This window comes from Nocardia sp. NPDC001965, assembly GCF_053594175.1.
In genome coordinates, this window is sequence record NZ_JBSFDZ010000010.1 from 209,536 (window position 1) to 235,884 (window position 26,349).

General features: G+C 65.3%; 15 protein-coding genes. 4 read left to right on the top strand and 11 right to left on the bottom strand.

The features are described from left to right. Nucleotides 1-95 precede the first annotated feature (95 nt). The 6 genes from ACWCPQ_RS17490 to ACWCPQ_RS17515 form a co-directional block, all read right to left on the bottom strand. Nucleotides 96-995 (bottom strand): hypothetical protein, encoded by a 900-nt coding sequence (locus tag ACWCPQ_RS17490; protein WP_449899860.1) that lies wholly within the window; start codon nucleotides 993-995, stop codon nucleotides 96-98. 455 nt (nucleotides 996-1,450) lie between these two features. Beyond that, complete coding sequence (locus ACWCPQ_RS17495; RefSeq protein WP_449899862.1) at nucleotides 1,451-3,160, bottom strand: class I adenylate-forming enzyme family protein; 1,710 nt, start codon at nucleotides 3,158-3,160, stop codon at nucleotides 1,451-1,453. Continuing rightward, nucleotides 3,157-4,506, bottom strand: coding sequence for an MFS transporter (locus ACWCPQ_RS17500; RefSeq protein WP_449899864.1), 1,350 nt, complete (start codon nucleotides 4,504-4,506; stop codon nucleotides 3,157-3,159). Before ACWCPQ_RS17500 ends, ACWCPQ_RS17495 begins: the two co-directional genes overlap by 4 nt. After that, the gene (locus tag ACWCPQ_RS17505; protein WP_449899866.1) at nucleotides 4,503-5,036 is read right to left on the bottom strand and encodes a 3-isopropylmalate dehydratase; all 534 of its coding nucleotides are present in this window, start codon (nucleotides 5,034-5,036) and stop codon (nucleotides 4,503-4,505) included. Before ACWCPQ_RS17505 ends, ACWCPQ_RS17500 begins: the two co-directional genes overlap by 4 nt. Continuing rightward, the gene (locus ACWCPQ_RS17510; protein ID WP_449899899.1) at nucleotides 5,033-6,277 is read right to left on the bottom strand and encodes a 3-isopropylmalate dehydratase large subunit; all 1,245 of its coding nucleotides are present in this window, start codon (nucleotides 6,275-6,277) and stop codon (nucleotides 5,033-5,035) included. Before ACWCPQ_RS17510 ends, ACWCPQ_RS17505 begins: the two co-directional genes overlap by 4 nt. A 17-nt stretch (nucleotides 6,278-6,294) precedes the next feature. Beyond that, nucleotides 6,295-7,161: an isocitrate lyase/PEP mutase family protein gene (locus tag ACWCPQ_RS17515; protein WP_449899869.1), complete on the bottom strand. Its 867-nt coding sequence runs from the start codon at nucleotides 7,159-7,161 to the stop codon at nucleotides 6,295-6,297. Nucleotides 7,162-7,334: 173 nt separating this feature from the next. Between ACWCPQ_RS17515 and ACWCPQ_RS17520 the strand changes: the two genes are divergently transcribed. Then, nucleotides 7,335-8,129 carry an IclR family transcriptional regulator gene (locus ACWCPQ_RS17520; RefSeq protein WP_449899871.1) on the top strand — a complete coding sequence of 265 codons (795 nt, stop codon included), beginning with the start codon at nucleotides 7,335-7,337 and terminating at the stop codon, nucleotides 8,127-8,129. Nucleotides 8,130-8,153: 24 nt separating this feature from the next. Here ACWCPQ_RS17520 and ACWCPQ_RS17525 read toward each other — a convergent pair whose 3' ends face one another. The 4 genes from ACWCPQ_RS17525 to ACWCPQ_RS17540 form a co-directional block, all read right to left on the bottom strand. Continuing rightward, entirely contained in the window at nucleotides 8,154-17,228 is a 9,075-nt protein-coding gene (locus ACWCPQ_RS17525) for a preprotein translocase subunit SecA (RefSeq protein ID WP_449899873.1), read from the bottom strand. A gap of 63 nt (nucleotides 17,229-17,291) precedes the next feature. Next, nucleotides 17,292-17,717, bottom strand: a complete 426-nt coding sequence (locus ACWCPQ_RS17530) for a YbaB/EbfC family nucleoid-associated protein (protein WP_449899875.1) — start codon at nucleotides 17,715-17,717, stop codon at nucleotides 17,292-17,294. A gap of 55 nt (nucleotides 17,718-17,772) precedes the next feature. Beyond that, nucleotides 17,773-19,428: a hypothetical protein gene (locus ACWCPQ_RS17535; protein WP_449899878.1), complete on the bottom strand. Its 1,656-nt coding sequence runs from the start codon at nucleotides 19,426-19,428 to the stop codon at nucleotides 17,773-17,775. Nucleotides 19,429-19,977: 549 nt separating this feature from the next. Then, a complete protein-coding gene (locus tag ACWCPQ_RS17540; RefSeq protein WP_449899880.1) occupies nucleotides 19,978-20,823 on the bottom strand; it encodes a 2OG-Fe(II) oxygenase in 846 nt (281 codons plus the stop codon). Between the two features lie 370 nt (nucleotides 20,824-21,193). Between ACWCPQ_RS17540 and ACWCPQ_RS17545 the strand changes: the two genes are divergently transcribed. Continuing rightward, nucleotides 21,194-22,117 (top strand): GlcNAc-transferase family protein, encoded by a 924-nt coding sequence (locus ACWCPQ_RS17545; RefSeq protein WP_449899883.1) that lies wholly within the window; start codon nucleotides 21,194-21,196, stop codon nucleotides 22,115-22,117. A gap of 46 nt (nucleotides 22,118-22,163) precedes the next feature. Here ACWCPQ_RS17545 and ACWCPQ_RS17550 read toward each other — a convergent pair whose 3' ends face one another. Next, nucleotides 22,164-23,009, bottom strand: a complete 846-nt coding sequence (locus ACWCPQ_RS17550; RefSeq protein ID WP_449899885.1) for a 2OG-Fe(II) oxygenase — start codon at nucleotides 23,007-23,009, stop codon at nucleotides 22,164-22,166. A gap of 887 nt (nucleotides 23,010-23,896) precedes the next feature. Here ACWCPQ_RS17550 and ACWCPQ_RS17555 point away from each other — a divergent pair. After that, nucleotides 23,897-25,615 carry a WXG100-like domain-containing protein gene (locus tag ACWCPQ_RS17555; RefSeq protein ID WP_449899887.1) on the top strand — a complete coding sequence of 573 codons (1,719 nt, stop codon included), beginning with the start codon at nucleotides 23,897-23,899 and terminating at the stop codon, nucleotides 25,613-25,615. A gap of 481 nt (nucleotides 25,616-26,096) precedes the next feature. Further along, on the top strand, nucleotides 26,097-26,349 hold a 253-nt coding region (locus ACWCPQ_RS17560), incomplete at its 3' end, for a hypothetical protein (RefSeq protein ID WP_449899890.1).

The window sequence follows — 26,349 nt, forward strand, 5'->3', positions numbered from 1 at the left end:
ACCGTCCCGGAAAAGGACCACTCCCATGACCCGTCACCCCCGCCCCGATCCGCTTCATCCGCATCTGCACCCCCGCCACGCGAGATTGAACTAGATTAAACGGAAGCATTTCTCGCCGCTGCCAAAACATTCTCAGCAAACACCGCAAATTCGAACCGGAAGGTGCCCATAGGATTGTCGACCCTGGCGCTCGACAGCGACTTGCCGCCGACTTTGTCACCGAATTTTGAGTCGAAATCCGCTAGTTGCGCGCGTGCATCGTTAGAATTCGGATTCAAGATGCGTACAACCTTCTTGTCCGCCTCAATGAGCATTGGCATTGCGCGAGTTACCAACTCTATAATGCTTGGATTCTCGTCTAGCGTTTCAAGCTGTGCCCGATATTTATCACTGATTTCCGTGTTAAGCGATAGCATCGAACTGATGTCGACAGTGGGGTTCGTCCAACCGCGCATGACGCCATCGATCTCCTTGGCGCCTAACTGAATTGCCACGATATCCAATGCGTAGTGAACAAGAGAATTACGAAGATGATATAGCAGTCGGTATTCTGCACTCTTTTCGAAGAGTCTGTTGAATATCTTTTGCACGCTCTTGTGCTCTTGACTCCCCTCTCCATACTTCAAAAAGACTTGCTTATAGTTGTGTTCTTGATGGAGGTGAAAAGATGAGCACAGCGCGAGCACTGCGGTGCGCATTCTCAGGCCGGAGCGAAGTCCCATGTCCGAACTCTCAATTTGGCTAAGCGCCTCGGACATATCGACTACATCTGCCTCTATCGCTCCCATGAATCCCTTTAACGTTTCCTTCAGGTAGGCGAAAACGCTTTTATTAAGGATCTCGTCTATCGTCCGATATGCCTCCCGGATCGTATCCGCTTCAGGCTTCGAATATTCGTGGATTATCTCTGACGTAACATATCCCGGCCGGTTCGGATCGGCTGTGACTAGCAATGCTGCATGAAACGGTGTGATATTTCGACCGACACCATTCATTTGCGTCCTCCTTGTGCGCCGACGGAGCTGACAAGCGTATACGCGACCAGGTCGCTGACCGGAAGTGAGCTGGGCGGCAACGGGACCGGGGCGGGACCACACGATCCGCGCGTGTACCAGCACAATTGGTCTTCAGGCAAACTGGCACAGCATAACTCTGAGCTGTGCAGACGCCCCCGCCCGACCTGGGGGTCAAGGGGTCGGCGACGACAGATCTGACGACAACGCCGACGACAGCCGAGTCAGTCGCACCACCCACTTCGTGTCGACTGAGGGTCGAAACGCCCTGATCGCGGACCGGTCCCGTGCCTGGCAGTGTGGGGCCAGGCGCTTGAGTCCTTGGCTTCAAGATGCGAGTCAGCTCCGGCAATACGTCGGAGCTGCTCACTCCGCTTGACCGACACCGCGTTCACCCCACCGTCGGTCGAACTTCCGATATGGCCGCGAGGTCCTCGCTATGCGGTTCGGGCCTCAGTATGTTGATCGCGTAGCGCACGTCGGCGAATTTTGCCCGTCTGCGTTTTTGGGAGATCTGCGACGATTTGCACTGCCCTGGGCCTTTTATAGGGTGCGAGTCGATCTCGGGTGAATACGATCAGGTCGTCGGCCTGCACGGTCCGTCCGTCCTTAAGGGAAACGTAGGCGACAACTGACTCACCACGATATTCGTCCGGAATCCCTACTACTGCTGCTTCGAGCACGGCCGGATGTTCATAGAGGACATCTTCGACCTCGCGTGGCCACACCTTGTATCCGGAGACGTTGATCTGGTCTTTGATCCTATCGACCAGGTAAACCCAGCCTTGTTCGTCGACAATCGCGCTGTCGCCGGTTCGGAGGTGACCTCCTGGCAGGGCGGCTTCGGATTCTTCTGGTTTGCGCCAGTATCCGCGGATGACCTGTGGGCCGGTGACGACGAGTTCGCCTTGGCTGCCAGGAGGGTGGAGCTGGCCGTCGGGGCCGACTACCTTGACGTTCACTCCCGGCAGCGGTAGTCCGATGGACAGAGTGCCGCTGTCCGGGTCGACCGGGGCGCTCGTTCCGGGCGGGACCGCGGTGACTGCCGAGGAGGTTTCGGTCATGCCGTAGGCGTTGTGGATGTAGTGGCCGAATCGTTCCTGGAAGCGGGTGACTGTGCTCGGTGGGACCGGCGCACCCCCGCTGTACAGCGTTTTGATGGTGGAGAAGTGTTCAGCCGTCGCGTATTCCGAGTTCATCATCGCGTTGAAAGCGGTGATGGAGCCGATGGTGTAGGCGACGCCGTGTTCTCGGAGGGCGTCGACGGCTACGTCGGTGGTGAAGCGGCCGGTGAAGACAAGGGAGGTTCGTTCGGTGAGGGCGAGGGCGCCGATGACGACCGCTCCGGTGATGTGGAACAGCGGGGCCAGGGCGTAGACGACGTCGCCGGGGGTGATGCCGGCGAGTTCGGCGAAGCCGGTGGTTACCGCGCGGACGTTGGCATGCGAGTTCATGGCGCCCTTGGGTGGGCCCGTGGTGCCGGAGGTGTAGGCGAGGAGAGCGAGGTCGTCGCCGTGGACCTGGACTGATGGGGGCTTCCGGCCGGCGTACTCGTGGGCCAGGGTGAGTAGGTCGAGTGCGTCGGCGGGGTCGTCTGCGGAGCTATCAATGGCAGTGGCGGTTTCGGGTTTGAAGACGCGGGGGTCGTTGCGGGACTGGAGGTCCGCCTCCGAAGTGCCGATCACCCACCCGGCCGTGGTGCCCTCGACGTCCTCCCGGACCTGCCGCACATCGCGGTCGGTGGTGATGATCCCGACCGGTTCGGCATCGCTGACCAGTTCGCGGAGTTCGCGGCCGCGATACATCGGGTTGAGCAGCAGGGCGATCGCACCGAGTTTCCACAGGGCGAGTTGGACGAGCGCGTATTGCGGGATGTTCTGGAGGTGAATACCCACCCGCTCACCGTGCCCCACACCCCGCTCGGCGAAAGCGGCCGCGAGTGCGTTGGCGAGGTCGTCGGCTTGGCGGACGGTGAGTGTGGTGTCGAAGTAGACGAGGGCGGGGGCGTCGGGTTCGTGCCGAACCCGGTCGTTCCATGCCTCCGTGAGTGTGGCGGAGCGTTCGTGGCCGTCCTGCCGGGACACCCCGTCCGCCGCACCCTCATCAAATGCGGCGGACGGGGCGTTCCCGGTATTACCGATGGTCATGCCGGGAGTTCCTTGCGGCTGGTTTCGCGGATGGTGGCGACGGTGAGCAGGCCGATGGCGCAGACGCCCATCACCCAGTAGGCGGGGGACATCGCGTTGCCGGTCGATTCGACCAGTTGGGCGGCGACGTAGGGGGCGGTGCCGCCGGCGGCGATGGTGCCGATATTGAAGCCCAGCGAGACTCCGGTGTAGCGGACCGTTCGGGGGAAGAGTTCGGTGAACAGCGGGAACGCCGGTACCTGCACGACGCCGTTGAGGACCATGTAGACGAAGTAGACGAGACCGATGACGACGATGCTGCTCGTCGCGCCCATGATCATGAAGGCGGGCAGCGCGATCACGACGTAGGCGAGGTAGCCGCCGACGAGGACCGGTTTGCGGCCGAACCTGTCGGTGAGCATGCCGCTGAGCGGGAAGGTGGCGCAGGCCAGGGCGATGGCTATGGCGGAGGTCCAGTAGACGGCGTCTTTGGAGAAGCCGAGGTTCTTGATCAGGTAGACGCTGAAGTAGGTGAGGCCGATATAGCCGGAGCCGTTCATGGCGATGGCGACACCCACTACGCGCAGTACCGACCACGGGTTCTTGGTGACCGTGTCCAGCAGCGGGCTCTTGGTGACCTGCTGCTTCTCGGCCATCTCCTCGAATTCGGGGGTGTCCTCGAGCTTCATGCGGACGCGGAGACAGACGTAGGCGAGGGGGAGGGCGAGCAGGAACGGGATACGCCAGCCCCACGATGCCATCTGCTCGTCGGTGGTGGCGAGGGCGACTATGCCGACTACGGCGGCGGCGACAGCGAAGCCGAGGGTGGAGCCGACGGGGGTGAAGGAGCCGAAGAAACCGCGTTTTCCGGGTGGGGCCGATTCGGCGATATAGGTGGCGGCGCCGCCTACTTCGCCGCCGGCGGAGAAGCCTTGGGCGAGGCGGACGAGGACCAGCAGGACGGGGGCGAGGACGCCGACGGCGGAATGGGTGGGGAGCAGGCCGAGGATGCCGCAGGCCACGCCCATGCTGACGACGGTGATGACGAGGGAGTGGCGGCGGCCGCGGCGGTCGCCGAGGCGGCCGAAGAAGATACCGCCGAGGGGGCGGGCCACGTAGGCGACGCCGAAGACGGCGAGGGTCGACAGGATCGACGCCCCGGGATTGTCGGAGGGGAAGAACAGGGGGGCGATGGTGACGGCCAGGAAGCCGTAGACCGCGAAGTCGTAGTACTCGATGAGGGTGCCGACGCCGCCGGCGATGGCGGCGCGGCGGGCCACGGAGTTCGACTTCTTCGCCGCTGTCACCGGCAGCGGTCCGGAGGGGTGGAGGTCACTGGACCCGACGCGAGGTTCTGTGTTCGTCATTGAATCTGTCTTTCGCGTGCGTGCTCGGCGAGCAGGAGTTCGTACGAGCCACCGGCTTCGATGACCTGGATGGTCCGCGGGCTCGGTGGGGTTCCGACCAGGTCGGTTCCCTCGGGCCGGCGCAGGGTGGCGGTGCGCCAGTCGAGGGCCACGGCGTCGTCGACCCGGACTGCGGTCGAGACGCCGGGGATCGTGATCAACGGCATGCCGTTGAAGGTCTCGCCGCGCCAGAAGCCGGGCGAGAAGGATTCCGCGACGATCGCCGCGATACCCGCGTTGCGGAGGGCGACCATGGGCGGATAGTGCGGATGACCGTAGCCGAAGTTACGGCCGCCGACGATGATATCGCCGGGGCGGACGCGGTCGGTGAAGGTGGGGTCGTAGGCCTGCATACACACCGAACGCAGGTGGTCGGGGTCGTAGGACTTGATATTGGAGACGCCGACGACGAGGTCGATATCGAAATCGTCACCGAAGATCCAGGCGACCTTTCCTTCGATGAGGTCCGGTGGTGGGGGATAAGCGCTCACTGGTTCGACTCCTGGATGGTGCCGGTGAGGGCGCTGGCGGCGACGGTGTAGGGGGAGCCCATGTAGATATTGGCGTCGGGGCTGCCCATACGGCCGGAGATGTTCAGGACGCCGGTGGAGATGCAGTTCTCGCCGGGCTGCAGGGGTTTCTGGTAGCCGAAACAGAAATCGCAGCTCGATATATTGATATGCGCACCTGCCGCGCGGAGCACATCGAGGATGCCTTCCTGTTCGGCCTGCTCGTACACCTTCTGTGAGGTGGGGACGACATTGAGCTCGACGCCGGGGGCGACGGTGCGACCGTCGAGGACCAGGGCGGCGGCGCGGAGATCTTCGATGCGGCCGCTGGCGCAGGAGCCGATGAAGGCTTTGGTGATGGGGGTGCCGGCGAGTTCCTGGGCGGTTTTGGTGTTGACGGCGCGGGCGGAGCCGGGCAGGACCACTCGCGGGGTGAGGGTCGACAGGTCGATGGTGTGGCGGGCGGCGTAGGTGGCGTCGGGGTCGGGGTGGACCGGGTCGAAGCTGCGGCGGGCGACCTTGTTCGCGTAGGCGAGTGACAACTCGTCGGGTTCGAAGATCGCGGATACGGCGCCGGTGAACATGGCCATTCCGCACAGGCCCTGGCGGTGGTCGATGGCCATCGAGCGGGCGCCGGGGCCGCCGAACTCCATCACCTGATGGGCGCAACCGTCGGCGCCGACCATATCGATGATGGTGTGCACGAGGTCGCGGCTGTCGACGCCGGGCGGGAACTCGCCGACGAGGTCGAAGCGGGTGGTGGCGGGGATATCGACGAAGACGCGGCCGGTGACCCAGGCTTCGATGAGGTCGCGGCGGATACCCCAGCCGAGGGCGCCGAACGCGCCGATACCGCTGATATGGCCGTCGAAATGGACGAGGAATTCGCCGGGGATCGCCAAGCCCAGTTCGGCGGTGAGCTGGTGGCCGATACCGCGGCCCTCGTGCAGTTCGATGCCGTAGAACTCGCACCAGTCGCGGGTGACCTGGTGGACCTCGGTTTCCTTGTCGTTGCGTTTGGTGAGCATGTGGTCGATGAAGACGATGTAGCGGCTCGGGTCCTGGAGCTCGGTGATCCCGAAGTCCTCGCGCATCTGCCGGAACATCACATCGGTGTAGCCGGGGAAGTCGTAGGCGATCATGCGCGCGGGCTGCACCGGGTGGTTCTCACCGGCGCGGACCTTTTCCTGATCCGAGGCGCGGCTCAGGATCTTCTCCGTCATCGTGTAACCCACGGCGGTCACTGCTCCTTCGCGGGTAGGTATTTGTTCTGCATGGCCTCGACCTCGGGGAAGCCGATCAGTTCCACGAACTCGTGGTGCTGGAGCGCGTCTGCGCTGACCTGGGCGGGCGCTTCGCCGGCGGCGAGGCGGCGCAGCGTGGCCTGCGCGGCTCCGGCCACGGCCATCAGTACCTGGGTGGGCAGCAGGGCCAGCCGGACGCCGATCTGTTCGAGGATCTCGGGGGTGAAATCGCGTTCGGTCCAGGTGGAGGCGGTGAGGGTCGCCATCAGCGGGACACCGACCTCCTCATGGCAGCGCTGCCACTGTTCGACGGTTTCGAAGGTCTTGGTGACCGGCATGATCATGTCGGCGCCGGCCTCGACGTAGGCCTGGGCGCGGCGGACGGCGTCGTCGCCGCGAGCGTCGGTGCGGGCGATGAGGAGCACGTCGTCGGGGATGGAGTCGCGGACGGCGCGGATCTTGCCGGTCGCCTCCTCGACGGTGATCAGGTCCACGGGGTCGCCGACGCAGATGGGGCAGGATTTGGGCGAGACCTGATCCTCCATGAACATTCCGCCGACGCCCGCGTCCGCGAATTTCGCGGCGGTGCGGGCAGCGTTCACCGCATTGCCATAGCCGGTGTCTATATCGGCGACCAGGGGAAGTTTCGAGGATTCCCGGATGGTGCGGACCGCCTGGAGGTTCTCGGTCTGGGTGTAGAGCTCGGCGTCGGGGAGGCCCAGGGCGGCCGATACGGCGAAGCCCGAGGCGCACAGCGCACTGAAACCGGCCTGTTCGGCGAGGCGCGCGGTCAATCCGTCCCATACGCCGGGCGCGTAGACGAGTCCGTTCGACGTGAGTTCTTTCAAGGTCGGGCTGCGCACCAGTCCACCCTTCGTTTCGCAATGCGGAATGTGTTTCATTTTTCGATATGGCGACGGTAAGGTGGTGGGGGTCACAAAGTCAACCCCGATCCGTCGATGTGTTCGTAAGGTGGCGACATCGATCACGGGAACCAGGAAGTGAGTGAGTAGTGGCTGTGCCTACCGAGCCGAAGGTGAGCGCGTCTGCCGAGCCCGAGGTGTCCGCGGGCCGGGACGTTGTGGGGGCGGTGCTCAAGGCGTGCACGCTGCTCGGTCATTTCAGCGCCGACCGACCCGTCTGGACGCTGAACGACCTCACCACGGCGAGCGGGATGAACAAGACCACGGTCTTCCGCCTCATGGCCACGCTGATTCAGGCGGGGTGGGTGGATCGCACCGACGAGGGCGCCTACCGGGTGGCGATGCCGGTATTCGAGATCGGTTCCGCGGCGCTGGCCAAGCTCGATATCCGCTCCGCGGCAAAGCCTTTCATGGCAGATCTGGCCACCACGTTCGGCAACACGGCCTATCTGATGGTGCCCGCAGATCAAGGCGCGGTCTGTATCGACCTGTTGGAAGGGCGCAACGCTCTCGTCGTCGCCGGGATCAATGTCGGATCGGTGATGCCCTATCACGCCGCGGCCGGCCCGATCGTCATGCTCGCCTACTCACAAGCCCTGCGCGACAGATGGATCACCGCCGAACTGCCCGCGATCACCGAGCGGACCATTACCGAGGTGGACAGACTCGTCGAGCACCTCGACGGGATCAGAGAAGCGGGCTACTCGCTGAGCGACTCCGATTACCTCCCCGGGGTCGCCGCGGTGGGAGCGCCGGTGCTGGGACGTGACGGTTCGGTGGTCGCGTCGATCAGCGTCGGTGGCCGGGCCGAGGAGTTCGAAGGTGCCGCGCTCGCCGCGCGAATCGAGAAGGTGTGCGACGCGGGAGCCCGGATCACGCGGATCGTGCAGGCCTTGCCCCGAGGCTGAAGGTTCGAGTTGCCGAGGATCCCGCTACTGCCACGGAGTGGGGAGAGGCTCAGCAGGGGGTTCTCGGTTGGTGTTCTGCGGGTGGTGCTGGGTTGCCGGTGTGTGGTCGGGTACGTCGCGGAAGGTTTGAGCGGCCCACGGTGGGATGTTGTTGTGTCGTCGGTGGGGGAGTTCTTGCGGGTCTTTGAATGCCGCGGGCCCGGGGGTCTCGTTGTGGTGTTGTCCGGGAATCGACGGTGACGGTTCCGTATTCGTTACCGCGGCTTCTTCGCGGGTCTTCCAGGGTTGCGATCGGTGAGCCTCTTCGGCGATCGGATATCGGGTGTCGTTGCGTGACAGGAAATCCGCGGGCCGGTTCGGGCTGGGGATTTCGGGTGTGGGCTCGCGGTGGTTGTTCGGTTCGACTCCGCGGAAGGGCTGTGCGGCCCACGGTGGGATGTTGTTGTGTCGTCGGTGGGGGAGTTCTTGCGGGTCTTTGAGTGCGGTGGGCTCGAGGGCTTCGTCGTGGTGTGGTCCGGGGGCGGACCCGGCGGCCGCGGTCTCGTGCGGAATTCGCTCGAGCCGAGGGGTTTCCGTATTCGTCTCGCCGGCCTCTCCGCGACTTCTCCAGGGTTTTGGTTGGTGGATTTCACCGACGATCGGATATCGGCTGCCGGTGCGTGACAGGAAATCCGCGGGCCGGTTCGGGGTGGGGATTTCGGGTGTGGGTTCCTGGTGGTTGTTCGGCTGGACTCCGGGTGTGTCGCCGTGCGGATGGTACTGGGTTGTCAGCGCGTGGTCCGGTACGCCGCGATGGGGTTGCGCGGCCCACGGTGGGGGGGTGCGGTTGCGGCGGTGGTGGAGATCGAGGGCGTCCGCTACGTCGGTGGGTCCGGGTGTCCGTTCGGCGGGCTGTCCGGGAGCGGCCACGGTGTTCGAGGTTTCGATCGGATGTTCGGCTGCGGTCGTCGGCGGTGTGAATTCCGTGGGGTCGCGCCCGGGGCGCTCGCCGGGGTCGGGAGAAAGTTCTGCCGCCCTCGGCTGCCGTGCAGGTTCGGTGTTGGTCGTGCCGGTTTCCTGGCGGACTTTCCAGGACTGTGGCCGCGATGTCGTTGTGGTGGCGCCCGAATGCCGAGTTCGGAAGGCCGACGAGGAGTTGACCAGCTGATCCGGCGCCGGGCGGGCCGCGGTGGGGGTCGGATCGGTTGAGGCGGGGGCTTGCCGGTGAGCCGGTTCGGGCTGCTCCGGTACTGGGGTGGTCTTGGGGAGCGGGCCGTCGATTTTCCCGCTCGGGTGCTGGAGCTTCTTGCGTCCGAGAAGGTTTCGCTTGGGTTCGTCGAACCGGCCCGGCGACAGCCACTCGAGAGTGCTGTTGTTGTTGTGGGTGAAGTAGGCGACGAAGATTCTTTCGGGGTCGTCGAGGAGATTTCCGAAATGGAGTGGAGCGCCCCTGACATTGGTGATGATCCCGCCGTCCACCAGACCGTCCTTCTCGGTGATCACGACGGCGAGGGCGATGCCGTTCTGCCGGGTGCGGACGGTTTCCTGGATTCCGGCGACGGCGTCGTTTCCTTGTGCCCGATGCAGCCGCAATGGTGCGCCGATGATGCCCTCGAGGGGCTTCCAGTTGTTCTTCCCGTGCCATTTCGGGTGGGTGTAGTCGGGTTCGGGTGAGTGATCCTCGCTGAGAGTCCGGAAGGTGCGGGCGAGCCGGATCGCGGTGTTCGTGGCTGCGGCGGAGTCCGGATCCGCCTCTGGCTGCTCCTCATTCCTCCCGCGCGTCAGAATGCCGCCTGCCGTCGCCGTGATTCCCGCCACGGCAAGTGCTGCCGCCTCTATCCATCCGGTCACGCGGAGACCGTGGGACAGCACCACGTTCAATGCCGCACCGCCCGCGATGCCGGCGAGTGCGTTGATGACCATGACGGCGGAGAACGAGGCGCCCAACGAGTTACTGGGAACGCTCCTTTCCATTTTCACACCGAACTGCAGGTTGTTGGCCATCTGAGTCATACCGGCGAAGAACGCGGCACCGAAAACAGCCAGGAAACTGCCCGGATATTCCCCGTATGTCAGCATCATCAGCGCCAGCGAGAAGTACGACATCGGGAGGGTGACACCTACGCTGATGCGCCGGAGCAGACTCTCCAGCGGCTTTGCCGCGGTGATTCCCAGGGAGATAGCGGCCAGAAGTGCCCCGCCCAGCCACATGTTGTAATCCTGGCCGGTGATCAGCTTGTTCAGATGCGTCGCGCCGATCGTGACCGCGGCGACCGCCGGGAGGGTGGCCGCGAAGTACCAGCGCATCCAATGGTCTTTCAGTAGATTGCGGAGCCCAGCGACGATACTGGGATCCTTCTGCGCCTTCTTCCCGGAGCGTCTGTCCTCTTCCGCTTGCCTCTTCAACTCCGCCCGGGCTTGTTTGAACTCCGCGCGCGTCTGCGTCGGAAGCGATCTCAAAACCCACCAACTCAGCCAGTTGGTCGCACCGAGGATACTGGTCAGGAGCCAATCGACCTTGTTGCTCAACCCGCTGAAGGATTTACCTCCCGCGCTGGCGACCGAACGCTCCAGCAGTGCCAATGATTGAGCGCTCAGTTCATCCCGATGTGAATTCGCCAGCCATTTGGCATAGAGCCGCGAGATGTTGGTGTAGACACTGTCGATGAACGTATACGCACCGCTGGCGGCTATCATCATGGCCATTTTTCCGGGAAGACCGGACAGCATCCAGGCGGCCCCGGCACTCGATACCACGAAGCCGGACGCTGCCAATGTTTTCAGCGTTTCGCGGTATCGGAACCTCTGCCCTATGGGTACGGCGGCGAAAAAACCCGCAAGTTGCGCAGCCGAGATAACCATCGCAGCCCGGGAGAGCATTGCGGGCGAAGCGTCGTGCGCGGCGAGATACAGGCCGTTGCCCGCGATGACCGAACCATTCATTACGGAGTTCATGGTGCCGGTCCGCCACCGCCTGATGATGTTCTCGTTCGCTCTTACCGGGGTCCTCGCGGCCCGGGCCGGTGCGGAATCGAGGAATCGCGAGACGCCGCTGTTCTGGGCGGCTCTGCCTGGTTCCGCGGCCTCCTCGGGTGTGCCCTGGATTCTGCGCTGCCGTTCCACCGGATCCGGGCCGTCCACCCTGTCCGGACGCAGCGGCTGGAGCCGGCCGTCGGTATCGGAGGTGAACTCGAGGACGAAAGCGGATTCGATCCGCGCCGTATCGGTCGGTTCCCAGTTCTCGCGGGTTCGGACGCGGGCTATGCGCTCGTGGTCCGTGGGTGTCCCGGTTGTCGCGCTGGACGGTTGTGCGATGTTGGTGTCGAAGATGACCGTCTGATCACCGATGGTGGTGACGGTGAAGCTGTGGGCGTTGGTGCCGTAGTCGACGACGATGACGGCGGTGTCGATCTTGTTGCGGGAGTCGGCGACTCGGTCGAGGATATGGGCGACGGGGTCGGTCGCCGCGTCGGTGACTCTGGTGAAAGCGCCGCCGAGACCTTCCTCCAGGGCCTTCCAGGTGTCGGCGCCCTTGGCGGGGATGGTCGCGCCGTCGTAGCCGAGGGCGTAAGTGGCGCGGACGGACTGGACGAGGCAGTCGCGGAGGTGATCGGGGATCGCGGAATCGGTGCTGTGCGTCTTCCAGGTCACCGCCGTTTCGTCGTGCGCCTGTTTCGCCAGCAGCCCGGCAAGGCGGAGGAACGCCGTATGCTGCGTCGTCCGGATCGCTTCGGTGGACCGGCCCAACGCCTTTGCCGTTTCGGCGGGTGACATGTCGAGCAGGAAACGATGGCGCAAGACCTGCTGCTGCCGCGGTGCGAGTCGTTCGATGCCGTCCTGTACCGCCCGCGGGTCGTTCACCAGCGCGTCCCGGATGATCTGTGGCAGCTGTTCGGCCGTCGTGCCGCGGGCCAGCGCGACCACCAATCCGGCGGCGGGCACGGCAGGCCCACGACGAGCAGGCGTGGCCGAGACCGGTGCGAGATTCGGCATCGACGGCAGGGTTTCGGTGCGGCGAGATGCAGTGACTCGATCACGGGTTGCGTCGATCCGGCCGAAGGTCGCCGATGTCGGCCGCGTCTTTTCCGCTGCGCTCAGCGCCCGGCGACTGCCCCACGGTGTGTTCGCGGCGAGGTCGACGGGCCCTGCCCGGTCGATGGTCCCCCAGGGTGCCCGTCCCGGTTGTCCGGACTGCCGATTCCGGCTGTTACGCAGGGAAGTGTCCGGGACCAGCAGCGGGCTGTTCGGCGCGGCCGTGAAGTCGAGACCGAACCATGGTGTGGGGGAATTCGTTTCGGCGCTGTTCGTGCCGGGTGTAGCCGTCGGGGCGCTCGCGACGGCCGCCGCGACATCCTCGGACTCGGTGCGCGATACGGCGGCTCCGTCCGTGATCTGTGCTCGGGCGGCCCGCGTCAGTTCGCCGACGGCGGCGAGTTGTGGGGGATCGAGTTCGTGACCTCGTCGTAGCGTATCGAGCGCACCGGTGAGATGCTCGGCCTCGGTATGTGTCAGATTTCCCAGTGCGTCGCCCACGGCCTGCTGCAGCTTCTCACCGAGCCAGCCACCGAGGTCGCGGTTCTGCGGAACCTGCCATCCGTCGAGTCGGGCGGCATGGAAACCTGCCGCGCCGATCGCGTGCGCCAGCTGCTGCACCGGTGCCGTCGGCTCACCGTGCGCCGGATTCCAGCCCAGCGTGGCCAGGACATGCTGGTGCACGGCGGGACCGACGCGTCGCTGGAGAGCCTGGGCCGCGGCCGGATGGCCGTCCTGTGCCTGTCGCAGCAGTGTTTCGGCGTCGGCGGCCGGCCATTTACCTGTTTTTCCGGCCAGGATTTCCTGGTGCCCCGCGGTGGCGGCGTGGGGAGGGCCCTCGGCCGATATCTGCGGAAGCCGGTTGGTCGCCGGTGAATGCGGTACGCGCTCGTCCTCGTCGGACTGCGCCGGTGGCGGGGCGCGGGTGGCCGGACCCCCGGGGTGGTCGACAGCGGCCCTGGCCTGCCGGTGTTGCGCGGCCGCCTCGTCTTGGAGAGGACGCACCAATTCACGAATGTCGTTTTCGGCTCGGTGCAGCCGTGCTCCGGTCTCGGCGGTCGGCGCCGCCCGATGATCGGCCACCGCCTGGGTGTACTCGTCGACATATTTGACGACCACCTGTTGTACCCGCGGATTGTCGGATATCGCATAGAGTTTCTCCAGGCTGAGGTAGAACTTCGCGCTACCGGGTTCGCCGTTCCGGGCGGCGCGGGCCTGGGCCTGGATATCGATATCGTGGGAGAGCTCCGACCGGCCGGTGACCGCGACATGAAGGCCGCCGAGGTCACGGCTGCCCACGGTGATCGGGATATCCACGCCGCGGGCGCCCTGCATATTGATGATCAGGACCTTGCCCTCCTGACCGGCGGCATCGAAGATTCGCTGTAGTGCGGCCTCGGCGCCGGTGCCCTGTTCGAGGAACCATTTGGCATCCACCGCGATATGTTCGACATAGTCGGGATGACCCGGATCCTCGGCATGGAACAGTGTGGACAGTTCGGCGACGATATCGTTTCGATGCGCCAAGATCAGTTGGGGTCGGCCGGTCGCCTGCATCTCCTTGGTATCGGTGACGACCGTCCGTAACAGGGCGGCCTCGTCGCGGGATACCGAATCCGCGATGATCTCGAGCTGCGACTTCTGGAAGCTTTCGATCTTGACGACATCGGGCCCGAGCGCACTCGCTGTGCCCGTGGCGCCGGTGACCTTGTCGTAGTTCGCCGGGCTCAGAAGATCTTGGGCGGTGAGGGATTTCGAACTGTCGGGGTCGGCACGGACGCGCAGGCCGTGTTCGCGTTCGATCGCCTGGGCCAGCCCGCCGTTCCATCGGCTCTCGGTACCGGTTTCGGCATCGAACAACACCTTGTGGGTGACCTGGTCGATGATGAATATTCTTTCTTGCCCATCGACGACGTGCCGGACATAGTGCACGTTCTCGGCGTACTCCCATCTGGCGGCGGCCGCCATGTTCAACCGGTTCGACTCGCCGGCGCTCAATTCGCGGCCCAGCCGGTGTTCTATCGTCCGGCGCCCGCTTTCGGTGAGATTCGGCGTGCCGCCGTGCTGTTCGCGGGCGAGCCCGAAATCGGTGGCCGTCAAGATTTCTCTGTCCAGGACACTGTGTGCGAAATCGACCTGCGCGAGGACGGCGGCGTCGGCCGGCCGGCCCGCACCCTCGGACAGTCTGTACGAGGTATCGGCCCAGAAAAGTGCTTCGTCGATCTCATCGATCGTGATGCGGCGGCCGGGCACCCGGTGCCCGCGCAGGTCCGCGAAAGCCAGGTCCTGCATGGTCCCGATATAGATGGTCGGCTTACCCGATTTCGGTGGTGGCGGTGCGATATCCGGATCGATCCGCACGACGTCGAATCCGAGCACGCCCAGATGATTCAGGAATCGGGTGACCTCGCGGCCGGCGAGGGAATCACGGGTGGTGATCAGCTGCACCGCGCCGTGCTGCACGGCATCCAGTGCCACATGGGCGAAGTAGGCCAGCGACTTGCCCTCACCGGCGCCCATTTGCACCTTGTTGCTCTCCAGCGCCAAGGCCGCTTCGATTTGATTCCAGCGCAGCACCTTGTCTTCACCCCGGCGGGTCACCTCGATGATCGCGGCGGTCGCGTCGGCCTCGCTGCCGTGCAACATCGCGACCAGTGTTTCTTCGGAGGCGTTCACCAAGCGCTGCGCCTCTGGGATGTCGGGACCCGAGCGTGCCGCGTAATCCCGCAGTATTGCCTCGGCGATCTGTCGGCCGGCGCTCGGGGGTGCACTGCTCGTGGAATCTTCACCCCGTCTTGTCCCGGACTCACCAGCAGCGGGCGTCGGCTCCCCGGGCCCGGCTGCGTCGGCTCGATTCGCGGGATCCGCCGGCTCCGGCACTGTTTCCGGTTCGGCAGCGGTCCGCGGTTGCTGCGGGGTCTGCGCGGTGTCGTCGTCCGGTGCCGACCGGTCCGTTCGCGCCGCGGGAGCTCCGGGCTGCTCCGGGGTGCGGTCGCGGTTCGCGCCGGAACGGCCCTCGTCCGTGTACGCGGCAGCGGCGCGCCGCCCGGGTGCGGCCGGGTCCGGTGGCGGGGCATCGGACCTGGCCGAGACCGCCGCGCGTGGGGCGGCCGGCTGCGCGGGCCCCCCGTCCGGGGCGGGCCGGCGATCCTGACCCCGTGGGGACGCTGCGGCCGGATCCTCCGGACGTACCGGTGCCGCCCGGGTATCGGCAGGGCGGCCCGCTGCGCCTTCCCCTTGCAAGGTGCCCACGGGTGCCGCCGGCTGGTCGGGCGCGATCGGTCGCGGTTGCGCGCTGTCGGCGTCGGCGGGCCCGGGCCGCGGACTGTTGGTTGCTTCGGGATCGGCAGCGGGCGGCGGAGCGGCATCGGGTGCGAGACCTGGTTCCTCGGCCGGTCGCACGGTGGACTGCTCGCCGGTGTGGGTCTGCGCGCCCGCTGGTTCGTGGTCGGCGGGATGCGGCCGCGGTCCCTCCGTGGCGGGATGCGGCGACGGCGTCTGCGCGTCCACCAGGCGAGGACCCGCGGCCCCGCCCGCCGAGGACGCCGGATCGGGTTGCCCTACCCCGGTGCGGCTGTCGGCATGGTTTCGTGTACCCGCATCGACTGCGGCGGGATCGGCCGGAGATGCCGGGCGAAGAGCGTCGACGGCGGTGTTCGGCGGGCCGCCTTCGCCGGCGGTGTTCGGCGGGCCGCCTTCGTCGGCGGCGTGCCCGGACTGGATCCGCGGCGCCCTGTTCGTGGCCGGTTGTGTCCCGTCGGGATGGGTCAGATCGTCTGTCCTGACCTGGTTCACACCATCGGGTCGCACAGTGGGCTCATCGGCGGGTCGCCAGCCGCCGAGATCGTATTCCTCGCGGAGGAACGGGGCAGGTTCCGAGATCTGATCGGCCGTCACCCGGCGCGCCGGTGCCGGGGCGACCGGGCCCGGGGCGCGGGTGCCGGCGTCGGCGCCCGGCACGGTGGGTGCCTCGGTGACGGGCCGGACCTGACGTGGCGCATGGACGGCTGGTGGGGCATCGGAGTGAAGGAGACCGGTGAGCGCCCCGACACTGAGCGCGCCGGCGGCGAGAGCTCGGGCGGTGCGTGCGGCGCCGGGTCGGTTGTTCTCGGTGCGTGCCGCTGTCCGGGTCGCACTTCGGATATCGGCGGCCCCCTGCGCGGCACCACCGAGGAAACCACTGATGACGGCCGGAACCAGGGTTTCGCCGATACCTTCGAGGGTGAGATCCCCGCCTCCCAGCACGATCGAGGCACCGGTGCCGACGAAGCCGCCGCCGGCACCGCCGATAATTCCGAGGAGAGCCATGCCGGTGACTTGGTAACCGATCTGTCCGGTGGTACTCCGCGCCCCCTGGGCGAGCGACGTTGTTCCCGGAATAATCCAGCGCTCGCCGACCTTCTTGGCCGCGACCGCGCCCGCGGCGCCACCGGCCGCCGCGGATCCGACAGCGATCAGGGAGTTCATCGCGTCCCATGATTCGCGGTGGCCCGCGCTCATCTGAATCGCTTGTCCGCCGACGTTCACTATGCCGATCTGCAGGCCGCCCCAGAACGCCGCGTTGCCGGCAAGTCTGAGGGTGCTGCGTTCGGCGCCGTATTTCGCGCAGAGTCCGGCGACGAAGAGCAGCGATTGCCGAGCGGCCCTGCGCACGGCGATATCGGTCGCTATACGTTGGATCTGCATCTCGATCGTGGCCCCGGCCGGGGAGAACATGATCGCGGCGCGTAGCAGCTGCCAGAGCAGGAGCAGCGCGAACCCGTATACGGTCCATTTCGTGAGCTCGGTGTTGTTGGCGTTCTCGTAGAGCTGTGCGGCCAGCGAGTCGTTGCAGTCGGCCTGAGCGCGGGACTTCGCGGCCAGCTCTCGGTAGTTCGCTGCTTGCGAGTCGCCCCCTTGCCCGCGGGCATTGTGGGCGACCTTGTCGGCCTCGGCGTCGTAGCGTATGGCGTCCGCACGATATTCATCGGCGGTTTTCGACCAGTGATCGGCCGTTGCGCGCATCGCATCCTCGTCGCCACGCGGAAAATGGCCCGCCACGCATTCGACGACCATCGGAGGAAGCCACGGGGGTAGTTGCAGGGGCATCTACAGATCGGCCCCGTTATACCGAATCTGTTCGGGAACCTTCGTCCCTGAACTGCTGGTCTATCACCGCTCCCGATTCTCCTCGTCGCGGAAGTAGGCGCGGACCTCATGGACACTGGGAGCCTCGTGCAGGATGTCCGGTAGGTCGGGCACGGGAGCTGCCTCGGCTGGGGAGGTCAGGAGTCGATGCTGTTCCTGGGCGGATCGCGCCGCCTCCCCGACCGCGTCGAGGATGGTAGTGGCCAGTTGCTCAGGAGTTTTGCGCAGTGCGGCCGGGGTGAGCGTCAGGTCGGTGAGTACACCGCCGGCGTCGACGGTGACCTCGACCGATCGGTCGGGCGAATGAGCCTGTACACGAACGGTTTCCAGATTCCGCAACATCTCGACGAGCTGCGGCTTCTGTTGTTCGTAGGTGTCGAGAAAGCCTTCGATCTGGTTGCGCAAGCCGTTGTTGGCCGATCGCAGGGCCTCTCTTCTCCATCTGTCCATCGTTCTTCCTTCGTAAGTGCGCAGTGAACCGCGATCGGTCGTGACCGCGCGGTGGTCAGGTGTCCGCACCGGGTGTCTTTGCCAGCGTCACCAGCAAGCGATGCAGCACTGTCTGCGGCGAGCCGGCCGACGCGCTGTTCGACTCGACCGCGGCGAATGCGTCCCCCAGCGCGGGCCCGGGGGCGAGAACACGGTCCTGGAAACAACTGTCGCTCAGCTCGCCGCGCCACCTCTTGTACCCGTGCACCACCCGAGCGAGGGTGTCGCCCTTGCTGCCGTGCACGCGGAGGTATTCGGTGATCAGCGCACGCTGGGCTTCGGCGCGGGCTCGGTATGCGCCGGATATATCCAGCACACTGCCGAGTGCGCGCAGGGTCGTCAGATAGAGCGGTCGCTGCTGGTCCGCGGCAGCTGCCGGCTGTGGTACCGACCGGCCCGGGCCGGTCGGATGTGGTGGATTCGCGGCCGACCCCGGATCCAGCACGATCCAGACCTCGCTCGGATCGGAGTCCGAGGTGGTGCAGCGCTTTTCAGCGCGCGACGGGGGGCCAGAGAACTGGTCGATCTCGATGCCGCACAGTGGCGGAGCGTATCGGCCGAGAACGTCATCGAGGGCCGCCTCGATCTGCCGGACCGTGTGCTGATCGAGGCCGGCGGTCTCGAATCCGCGAATCTCGAGGTGGTGCCGGGCCGCCATAGCGCGCGCGATGCGCATTGCTTCGGCATCGCTTGTCTTCCGATGTTCTTCGCGAGATCCGGACGCACTGCGTGAAGGCTTTGCCGCAACCTGCTTTTCGGGCTTGTGTGGTGTTTGTGGTCGCGGCGGATAGGTCCTCGGGGGAGTGCCCTGCTGTGGCGCAGTGGCTGAGGTCGGGGCTGATGCGGTGGCGGTGGGAGGCTTCACCCAGGGGCTGTTGCCGGAACCGGCCGGGGAAGAAGTACCGGCCGCCCGTCCCGCTGGTCCGGGCTGTCGGTCGGATATCGGCTTCACGCGGCTGCCGTCGCCGGCGTTCGCGGCGAGTGTGTTCGGTGGCTGTGCGTTCGCGGCGGGGGCACCGTCGCGTGCCGCCGGTGTCGAGACGCCGAACTCATCCACGGATGTGGGTGCACCGAGTTCTCCCAGGCCGGGTCGGTCCTGGCGGGGGTTCGCGGAGCCGGCCGGGTCGGTCGACCGGGGAGATGCGACCTCGGTATCGGGGGACGGTGCGGGCGAGTACGGTGCCGCCGCGGTCCGGGATGGCCCGGGCTCGCGCTCCCCCTGGTGGTCCCATCGGGTCGTCTCGTCGGTGTGTGGAAGGTATCCGGTTGTCCTATCGGCATAGTCGGGCACCGCGTGGGTCGCCGGACCCCGATAGCCCTCCGGCCGCGCCGGGCCGGACTCGCCGATGATCGTGGCGGGGCCCGCTGCGTCGACATGATTCGCGCCTGCGAGGTCGTTGAGGCTGTAGACCTCGGCCGCCTCCGTGAACCCTTGCTCGGTCCTGCGTAGGGCGGCGACGAGATTCTTCATACCGGTCATCGCCTGTTCGACGCCCGGAAGATACGACTGCGCGAACAACGCGCCCGGCTCGTCGTCACCCCAGAACTCACCTCTGCGGGTGAGCTCGGCCTCGAGTTCGTTCACCATGGCGGCGGTCCGGGCGGCAGCCTGATCCAGCTCCGCCGATGAGTCTCGCAACGCGTCGATATCGACCCACAGTGACTCGCCCATACGTTCTCCTCACGGTGCCGCCGCAGCGATCGAGCCGAACCGCCGATATGAACGGCATTGCCGGCTACGGACATTCGCAGCGCAGGAACCGGTAATTTGACACCTGTGTGAATTTATCTCGCCCGAATCGGCCGCCGGGTACGAGAACTTCCCAATACTGGGCATTGATACATCTGACTAGATGTGTGTCGCGCGCCGCGCGACGGCTCCGGTCGGTGGAGCGCGAGAGGAACGGTGTTCGCCTCGGCGCGGCGATCATCGATGTCGGGGTCCGCCGGCTATCCGGGGCCGGGACGCCCGAGCCGGGAGTGTGCCTCTCGGCGCGCGGTGCTCGTGCGCTCGGAGACGTGCTGTGATCGGCACGCCGAATCGCGGTACGGGCCGAGCTTCAGCGCCGTCCTCGCTGTTCGGGTGGGTGCCGATCGCCGGGAACGGGGGTTATCGGTCGCTGCCTTCAGCAGGGCGTGGCCCGGCCGCGGAGTTCGACGGTGGCGCGCCGGATGCGGAAATACGGAGCGGGCGATGCGCGGCGCAGTCGGCCGACCTGCGCTAGCGGGAGATCCGGTAACGGCGTACCCATTTGTTTATGATCCATTTTTCGCCGGCGAGCACGGGCATGCCGGCATGGATTGTGGATGGATCGAGCTGTCCCAGTTCGTTGGAGTACCTGAAATAGATGGCCTGGCCTTTGCGCGGGTAAAGGGTGATTCCGGCCTCGGGAAAGGAGGTACCACCGCCGGCCTCCACATCGTTCAGGTAAACAACAAGGGTCGCGATCCGCTGGCCGCCGTTGCTCAGATGACCGACGCTGCCGGGGCCGTCCGGTGCGAAGTAGTCGAAATGCGGAAGGTACTGACCCCCCGTCCGATAGTGCACGACCTGTAGACCTTCACCGTTCTCCAGCGGGCAGTTCATCAGAGCGGAGATCCGTTTGTCGACGCTGTCGATCAACGGATTCTCCGACAGCTCGAACATGACACTTTCGCTGCTGCGGGTCGCGGTCTGCTCGAAAAGCCCGGTGGCGGGATCGATGATCGTAGACGGCTGTAACCGATCCTTCGACATCTCGACTATCCGATCGCATTCGGCGGCGGAGAGAACGTTGTCGAACAAGGTCAACTGCGGCTTTTCCAGGCGTATCAGTGTCTGGATCGTACGATCGTGGACGCGAATTTCCCGATCCGGTGGGATGGGGCTGGGATCGTATTCGTAGAGTGAGGTATCGACAGTTCTTCCGTGCAGTACGACCCGGACGGCTGTGGTGACCGTTTCCCTGTCGAAGCCGAAGTCCGTCATGTACTCGACAATCGACTCGGCCGAGTTGCCCTGTTCGAGGTTTTCGCCTATCCAAGTTTCGATGCGGCCTCGCCACGAACTGTCCAGCGCCACGAACATGATCGCAGGCTAGCACTCGATTTTGCATCCTGTCTTTCGGTGAAACGCTTGCGGGCCGGCGCCGGTTCGTGCCGCTGCCGTCACTCGGCGGGGAGGGGTGCGGCAGTCGTCCGGCACGCATCTCGGAGCCCTGGCGGATGCGCTGTCTCCCCAATATTCCCAGCATTGGTGGGTCGGAGCCTCATGGGGCGGCGGCACCCAATCACGCCGGCGCTCATGCAGTCGTTCGGCCGCGGTTGCGGCAGTTGGGCACTGGACCGGTCCGGTGTAACGGACCGGTTCGACTGCTCGGGCACACTCATCGGCGCGGGCATCGACCGGCTCCCCTCGGGTCTCCGTATTGGTAACCTGTTTCGCATGGGAGATCTAGTTGACCGGTGAGATTTTCGTGTCGATCGCGGCGTACCGCGATCCCGACTGTATCAACACACTGCGCAGTCTTTTTTCCAACGCACATGAGCCGGAACGAATCAGAGTCGGATTGTGCTGGCAGGCGATACCCGGTGTGGACGACGAACTCTATCCGGTGCGGGATCGAGAAGATCAGTGCACGGTCCTCGCCGTCGACGCGCGCGAAAGTCGCGGTGCGTGCTGGGCTCGGTCGCAGATAGCGACGTTGTGGCGCGATGAGGACTATCTACTCCAGATCGATTCACATATGCGTTTCGCGCCGCACTGGGACATGGCCCTACGAGACATGCTCTCGAAATGCGCATCGGACAAGCCGGTACTCTCGACATATGCGGCCGGATTTCCGGACGGTTTCCCGGAAACCGAGAACTTCCCCACCGACACCTTCCCGGTGCTGCATGCCCGGCATTTCGACAACGACGGCATCCTGTTGTTGATATCGCGCCATCTGTACATGTCGGATGCGCCGGAACTGCCCGAGCGCAATCCCTTCTGCAGTGCCAATTTCCTTTTCGCGGATGCTTCGGTGATCGCGGAAGTGCCGTACGATCCACACCTCTACTTCTTCGGCGAGGAAATCAGTTACGGGGCGCGGCTGTTCACGCACGGCTGGGACGTGTTCACGCCGAACGCGGTCTCGATCTTCCACGACTACACCCGGCGGCCGGGGCGGGGGTTGCACTGGGATGATCACGAGGGCTGGGGGAAGACGGACCTGCGTTCGAAGGCCCGCGTCCGCCACCTGCTGGGTACGGATGTCGCCGTGGATCATGAGATCCTGATCGATATCGACAAGTACGGCCTCGGCGGAGTTCGAAGTCTCGCGGACTACGAGAAGTTCGCGGGCGTAGACTTCCGTACCCGAACGATCCATCGGGTGTGACCCGAATACGAGATGCCACTGCGCGCACTGCGCTAGCGTCGTCCTGCTATCCGGGGAAAGGGTAGCGGTGCATCCATTTGGTCATGATCCATTTTTCGCCGGCGTGAACCGGCAGTCCGGCATGCTGTGTCATCTCGTCGAGTTGGCCGAGGTTGTTGAAGTATCGGAAATATACTGCCTGGCCCTTGCGGGGGGCGAATGAATGGCCCGTGCGGGTGAAAGCCGTCTCGCCTCCGCTCTCGACGTCGTTGAGGTAGACGATGAGGGTGGCCGTTCGCTGACCTCCTCGTATGTAGTGGGCGGCGCTGCCGGCGTCGTTCGGTGGAAAGTAATCGAAGTGAGCCCGGAACTCGCCACTGACGTCGTAGTGCACGATCTGCAAGCCCTCGCCGTTCTCCACGGGGCAGTTCATCAGAGCGGAGATACGCTGGTCGAGCCGTTCGACGAAGGGATTCTCCGCTACACTGAACACGCAACTTTCGCTGGCCCGAGCATCCGTGGACTCCAGAGCCCCAGTCGTGGGATCGATGATCGTGGACGGTGACAGCCGATTTCGCGACATCTCGATCACCTGATCGCACTCATCGGCCGAGAGGACGTTGTCGAACAGGATCAATTGCGGCTTTTCGATGCGCAGAAGAGCGTGGATCATTCGATCATGGGCATAGATCGATCGGTCGGTCGAGACCGGAGCCGGATCGTATTCGTAGGCCGTGTCGACCGGAATTTCTCCCGCGAGTACGGCGTCTATCGCCGTGAGCGCCGCGTCCTTGTCGAAACCGTCGTTTGTCATGGATTCGACAAGTGAATCTATGGTATGGCCGTGCTCGAGACTTTCGTTTATCCAAGTCTTGATGCAGCTTCGCCACGAAATATCCAGGGCCACGGTCATGTTCGAAGAGTAGCATTGCAGTGTACACCCCCCATCAATGGTAAACCGCGCTCGCGATTCCGGTGCCCGGCTCGTCCGTTTCGCCGATGTCCTCGGCTGCCCACCATGCCCGCGCGCCGGACGGTGAACTCCTCTGCAATGGGGTCGTGGCAGTGTGACTGGGTGGCTGTTGCGTGGAGTGGCCGGCGAGCTCGGCCCGCCGATTTTGCTCGGCGTCGAGTCCGATCTATTCCCATTGGTGGCCATGGGAGGCCTCGTGGTCGGTCCTGAACGTCCTTTATGCGAAGGCTGGTACGAATCGAGATCGGCTACGGGTGCCGATGGTCGCGGCCGGGGGGACGCGGAGGCGACCCAGGGACTGGAACCGGTCGAGTGCGCCCGCATCGTGACGTCCGCCGATACTCCGACCATCCGGACGACCTGCGCAGTTCATCGCTGTCGGCCGTCGGTCCGGGACGGCTGGTCCAGTCGGTGAGCCGGAACGGATGGGATGAACACGGTGAGGCCGAGATGTCTTGCTCCCCTCGAAAGGGTGATATTTCGACTCCGCTGAGCGCCCCGGCGGTCGGATCCCCGGTGTGGCGCGATCGGCCGTTCGGAGATCGATGAAACGCCCCTCGGTGTTCGGCGTTGGGTAATCTGTCGGGGCGTCGGCTCGGCTGGGCCGACCTACCCATCGGTGTGGAACGCGTATGAAGCGAGGTGCGTGAGGATCGCATGTCACTGCAGTTCTGGCGGTGCGCTGCGCGGCCGCACAACGGTGATCCGCTGATGTCTGCGGCGGATGGGGCCCGCGGTGTCGGCATGTCCCGGGTTCGATCGACCGGGGACGGGCCGCCGTCGGTCCGCTCGGGTGCTGTGGTCTGTGCGGTGAGAAGGTTCGCGATTTGAGTATCCATATACCGAGCGAAGTGGTGTTCTTTCTCCAGGTCTGCGGTATCCCTTATCCGGATGTAGATGTGGACCAGGTTCGCGAACTGGGGCAGAGCGTCAGCGAATTCGCGGCCGACGTCAGAGAATCCTATGAGGAAGCGACAGCCGCGCTCAAGGATATGCAGTCGGTCATGTCCGGTAATTCCTATCAGACAATTCTCGTGGTGTGGTCATTCGACCACGGGAAGATGTCGGAGTTGGATACCCTTTTCAATATCACGGCGAAAGCCCTCGATATTGCGGCAGATGTCATCGAGGCCTTCCAGATCGCGGTGCTCATCGAACTCGCGGCACTGGCCGCGAGCTTCATTGCCAATATGTTCACACCGGCCGGTCCCGTGACGGGTCCGCTGATCGCCGCCGCGGCCCGCCAAATAGCGAAGTCATTGGCCGAGGCGCTGATGTGGTATATCGCGGCCGAGGTGATGATGAAAGCCATTCAGCCGCTTCTGGAAAAGTTCGACCATTTCATCCGCGACACACTTCTCCCGCCCGACGCGGTCCTGCCGGACCCCGGCTCGAACCAGCAGGTCCACCTCGACCCCGACGAAGCCCTGCGCTACATCGACCTGCTGGAGAAACGTGCCGACGAAATGCTCTCGCATGCCGATAAGTTCGGTGACAAGCTCGACGGCTTCGACTTCCAGACTCCGGGTCTGGACGTACCTCCCGCCGAATGGCCCAGTCCGGTCTCCGTGGAGCCGCCGGTCGACGGTGGGCAGCGGCCTCCGTCGCTGAGCAATATTCCGGACCTCACGCAGCACCCGCGCTCCGACGCGCCATCCGAGAGTGCCTCCGGGAAGGATTCGCCCGCGTCTGCGGATCGTGGTGTGGGTAGCAGTACAAATCCCAACGGTACGACCGCGCCCACAGTCCAATCGAGCGGTTCGGATGCTGGGATACCGACATCCCGACCGGGCGCCGACGGAGCCACTCCGTCGGGCATCACGTCGGCTGGAACGGACCTTCCGGTGCAAGGCTCGAGTTCGTCGAACGTCGGATCGAGCGGTAGCGAGAATTCCGGCGCCAACACGGTTGGGCCCGTTGGGTCCGTTGGGTCCGGCGGATACGAATCCACCGAGAGCAGGGTGGGTGAAACCGGCGGAATGATGCCGGCTGCTACAGCGCAACCGGCCGCATCCGCATCGAATCAATCGAACGCGTCCGCTCCGAACGCGCAGCAGCGCCCAACCGACGCCGCGGCGAACAGGGCGCAGAGTGGCACTGGCGGCAGTGGCACTGGCGGCAGTGGCACTGGCGGCAGCGGTGGCAGCGGCAGCGGTGGTCGTGCACAAGGAGGCGCCGCGCGCGCGTCGGCAGGCCCCGGAACGGGTGCTCAGCCACCGGCCGGGCGACCGAAAACGGCGGCGACCCCGTGGTCGCGGGCAGGCAAGAAGTCGGAGCGGGTCGCCCCCACCACGAAGCCCTCCGACGAAAAGGTCCCCGCTATCTCGGCTTCCGATGTCGATCAGCGGGGCGTGGTCGCTGAGCAGTCGCAGGAGAAGCTCGAAGGTCAGCAGGCAAGCCCTCAGGTGTTTGCGCCGGATACCGCCGCGCCGCCTCCCGAATCGTCGAGCGAGAAGGCCACCGAACACGACGGATCCCAGGATGTGCCGGCCGAACCCGCGCCGAAGGCCGAGTCCGCGCCGAAGGTCGCGGTCCCTCCGCAGTAGGTCATCCCGGCGTACGCCGGGATGACCTACGAATCCGGGTGTGTTCCCCGATCTTGGGGATAGCCGACAATGAGGTGCGACCTGGCGAGTAACTCGGCGGCGAGCACTGGTACCGCTGGCTGTACGACGCGGCATCGGTCCGGCGGCTACCGCTGCCCGCCGGTTCGGGACTGCCGCCAGGGGCGTGACGAAACCCGACACAAGGCGAGGCCTCGCCCCAGGCCGGAGGATGTAACCGAATTGGCATTCAGGAACCCGCTCGGCCCGGTGATGGACGGGCTTCGAAACCTTCGCCAGAACTGGCCCGAAGTCTCGGCAAGAATGCAGGGACGCATCGGCGAGTTACGAGAGTCGATCCAGCGCACCGTAGGAGCAGATCAAAGCGGTGGCCGACTACCTGAACTCGGCGGATCGGCGCCCCGCTCGGGTGGCGGTCGTTCTGGGGGCGGTTCCCCTCCTTCGGTAGCTGGTACTCCAAGTCGTGCTCGGGCGGGTTCGCCGCCGGGTGGTGGTTCGCCGCCTGCTGGTGGTGGTGAGCGTGCTCGGGCGGGTTCGCCGCCGGGTGGTGGTTCGCCGCCTGCTGGTGGTGGTGAGCGTGCTCGGGCGGGTTCGCCGCCGGCTGGTGGTGTGCCGCCTGTTGCTGGTGGTGGTGAGCGTGCTCGGGCGGGTTCGCCGCCGGCTGGTGGTGTGCCGCCTGTTGCTGGTGGTGGTGAGCGTGCTCGGGCGGGTTCGCC

Coding starts and splice junctions, on each gene's coding strand:
- ACWCPQ_RS17530 (WP_449899875.1), bottom strand. CDS start 17,717: ATGGACAGATGGAGAAGAGAGGCCCTGCGATCGGCCAACAACGGCTTG.
- ACWCPQ_RS17495 (WP_449899862.1), bottom strand. CDS start 3,160: ATGACCATCGGTAATACCGGGAACGCCCCGTCCGCCGCATTTGATGAG.
- ACWCPQ_RS17535 (WP_449899878.1), bottom strand. CDS start 19,428: ATGGGCGAGTCACTGTGGGTCGATATCGACGCGTTGCGAGACTCATCG.
- ACWCPQ_RS17510 (WP_449899899.1), bottom strand. CDS start 6,277: ATGACGGAGAAGATCCTGAGCCGCGCCTCGGATCAGGAAAAGGTCCGC.
- ACWCPQ_RS17500 (WP_449899864.1), bottom strand. CDS start 4,506: ATGACGAACACAGAACCTCGCGTCGGGTCCAGTGACCTCCACCCCTCC.
- ACWCPQ_RS17550 (WP_449899885.1), bottom strand. CDS start 23,009: ATGACCGTGGCCCTGGATATTTCGTGGCGAAGCTGCATCAAGACTTGG.
- ACWCPQ_RS17525 (WP_449899873.1), bottom strand. CDS start 17,228: ATGCCCCTGCAACTACCCCCGTGGCTTCCTCCGATGGTCGTCGAATGC.
- ACWCPQ_RS17540 (WP_449899880.1), bottom strand. CDS start 20,823: ATGTTCGTGGCGCTGGACAGTTCGTGGCGAGGCCGCATCGAAACTTGG.
- ACWCPQ_RS17490 (WP_449899860.1), bottom strand. CDS start 995: ATGAATGGTGTCGGTCGAAATATCACACCGTTTCATGCAGCATTGCTA.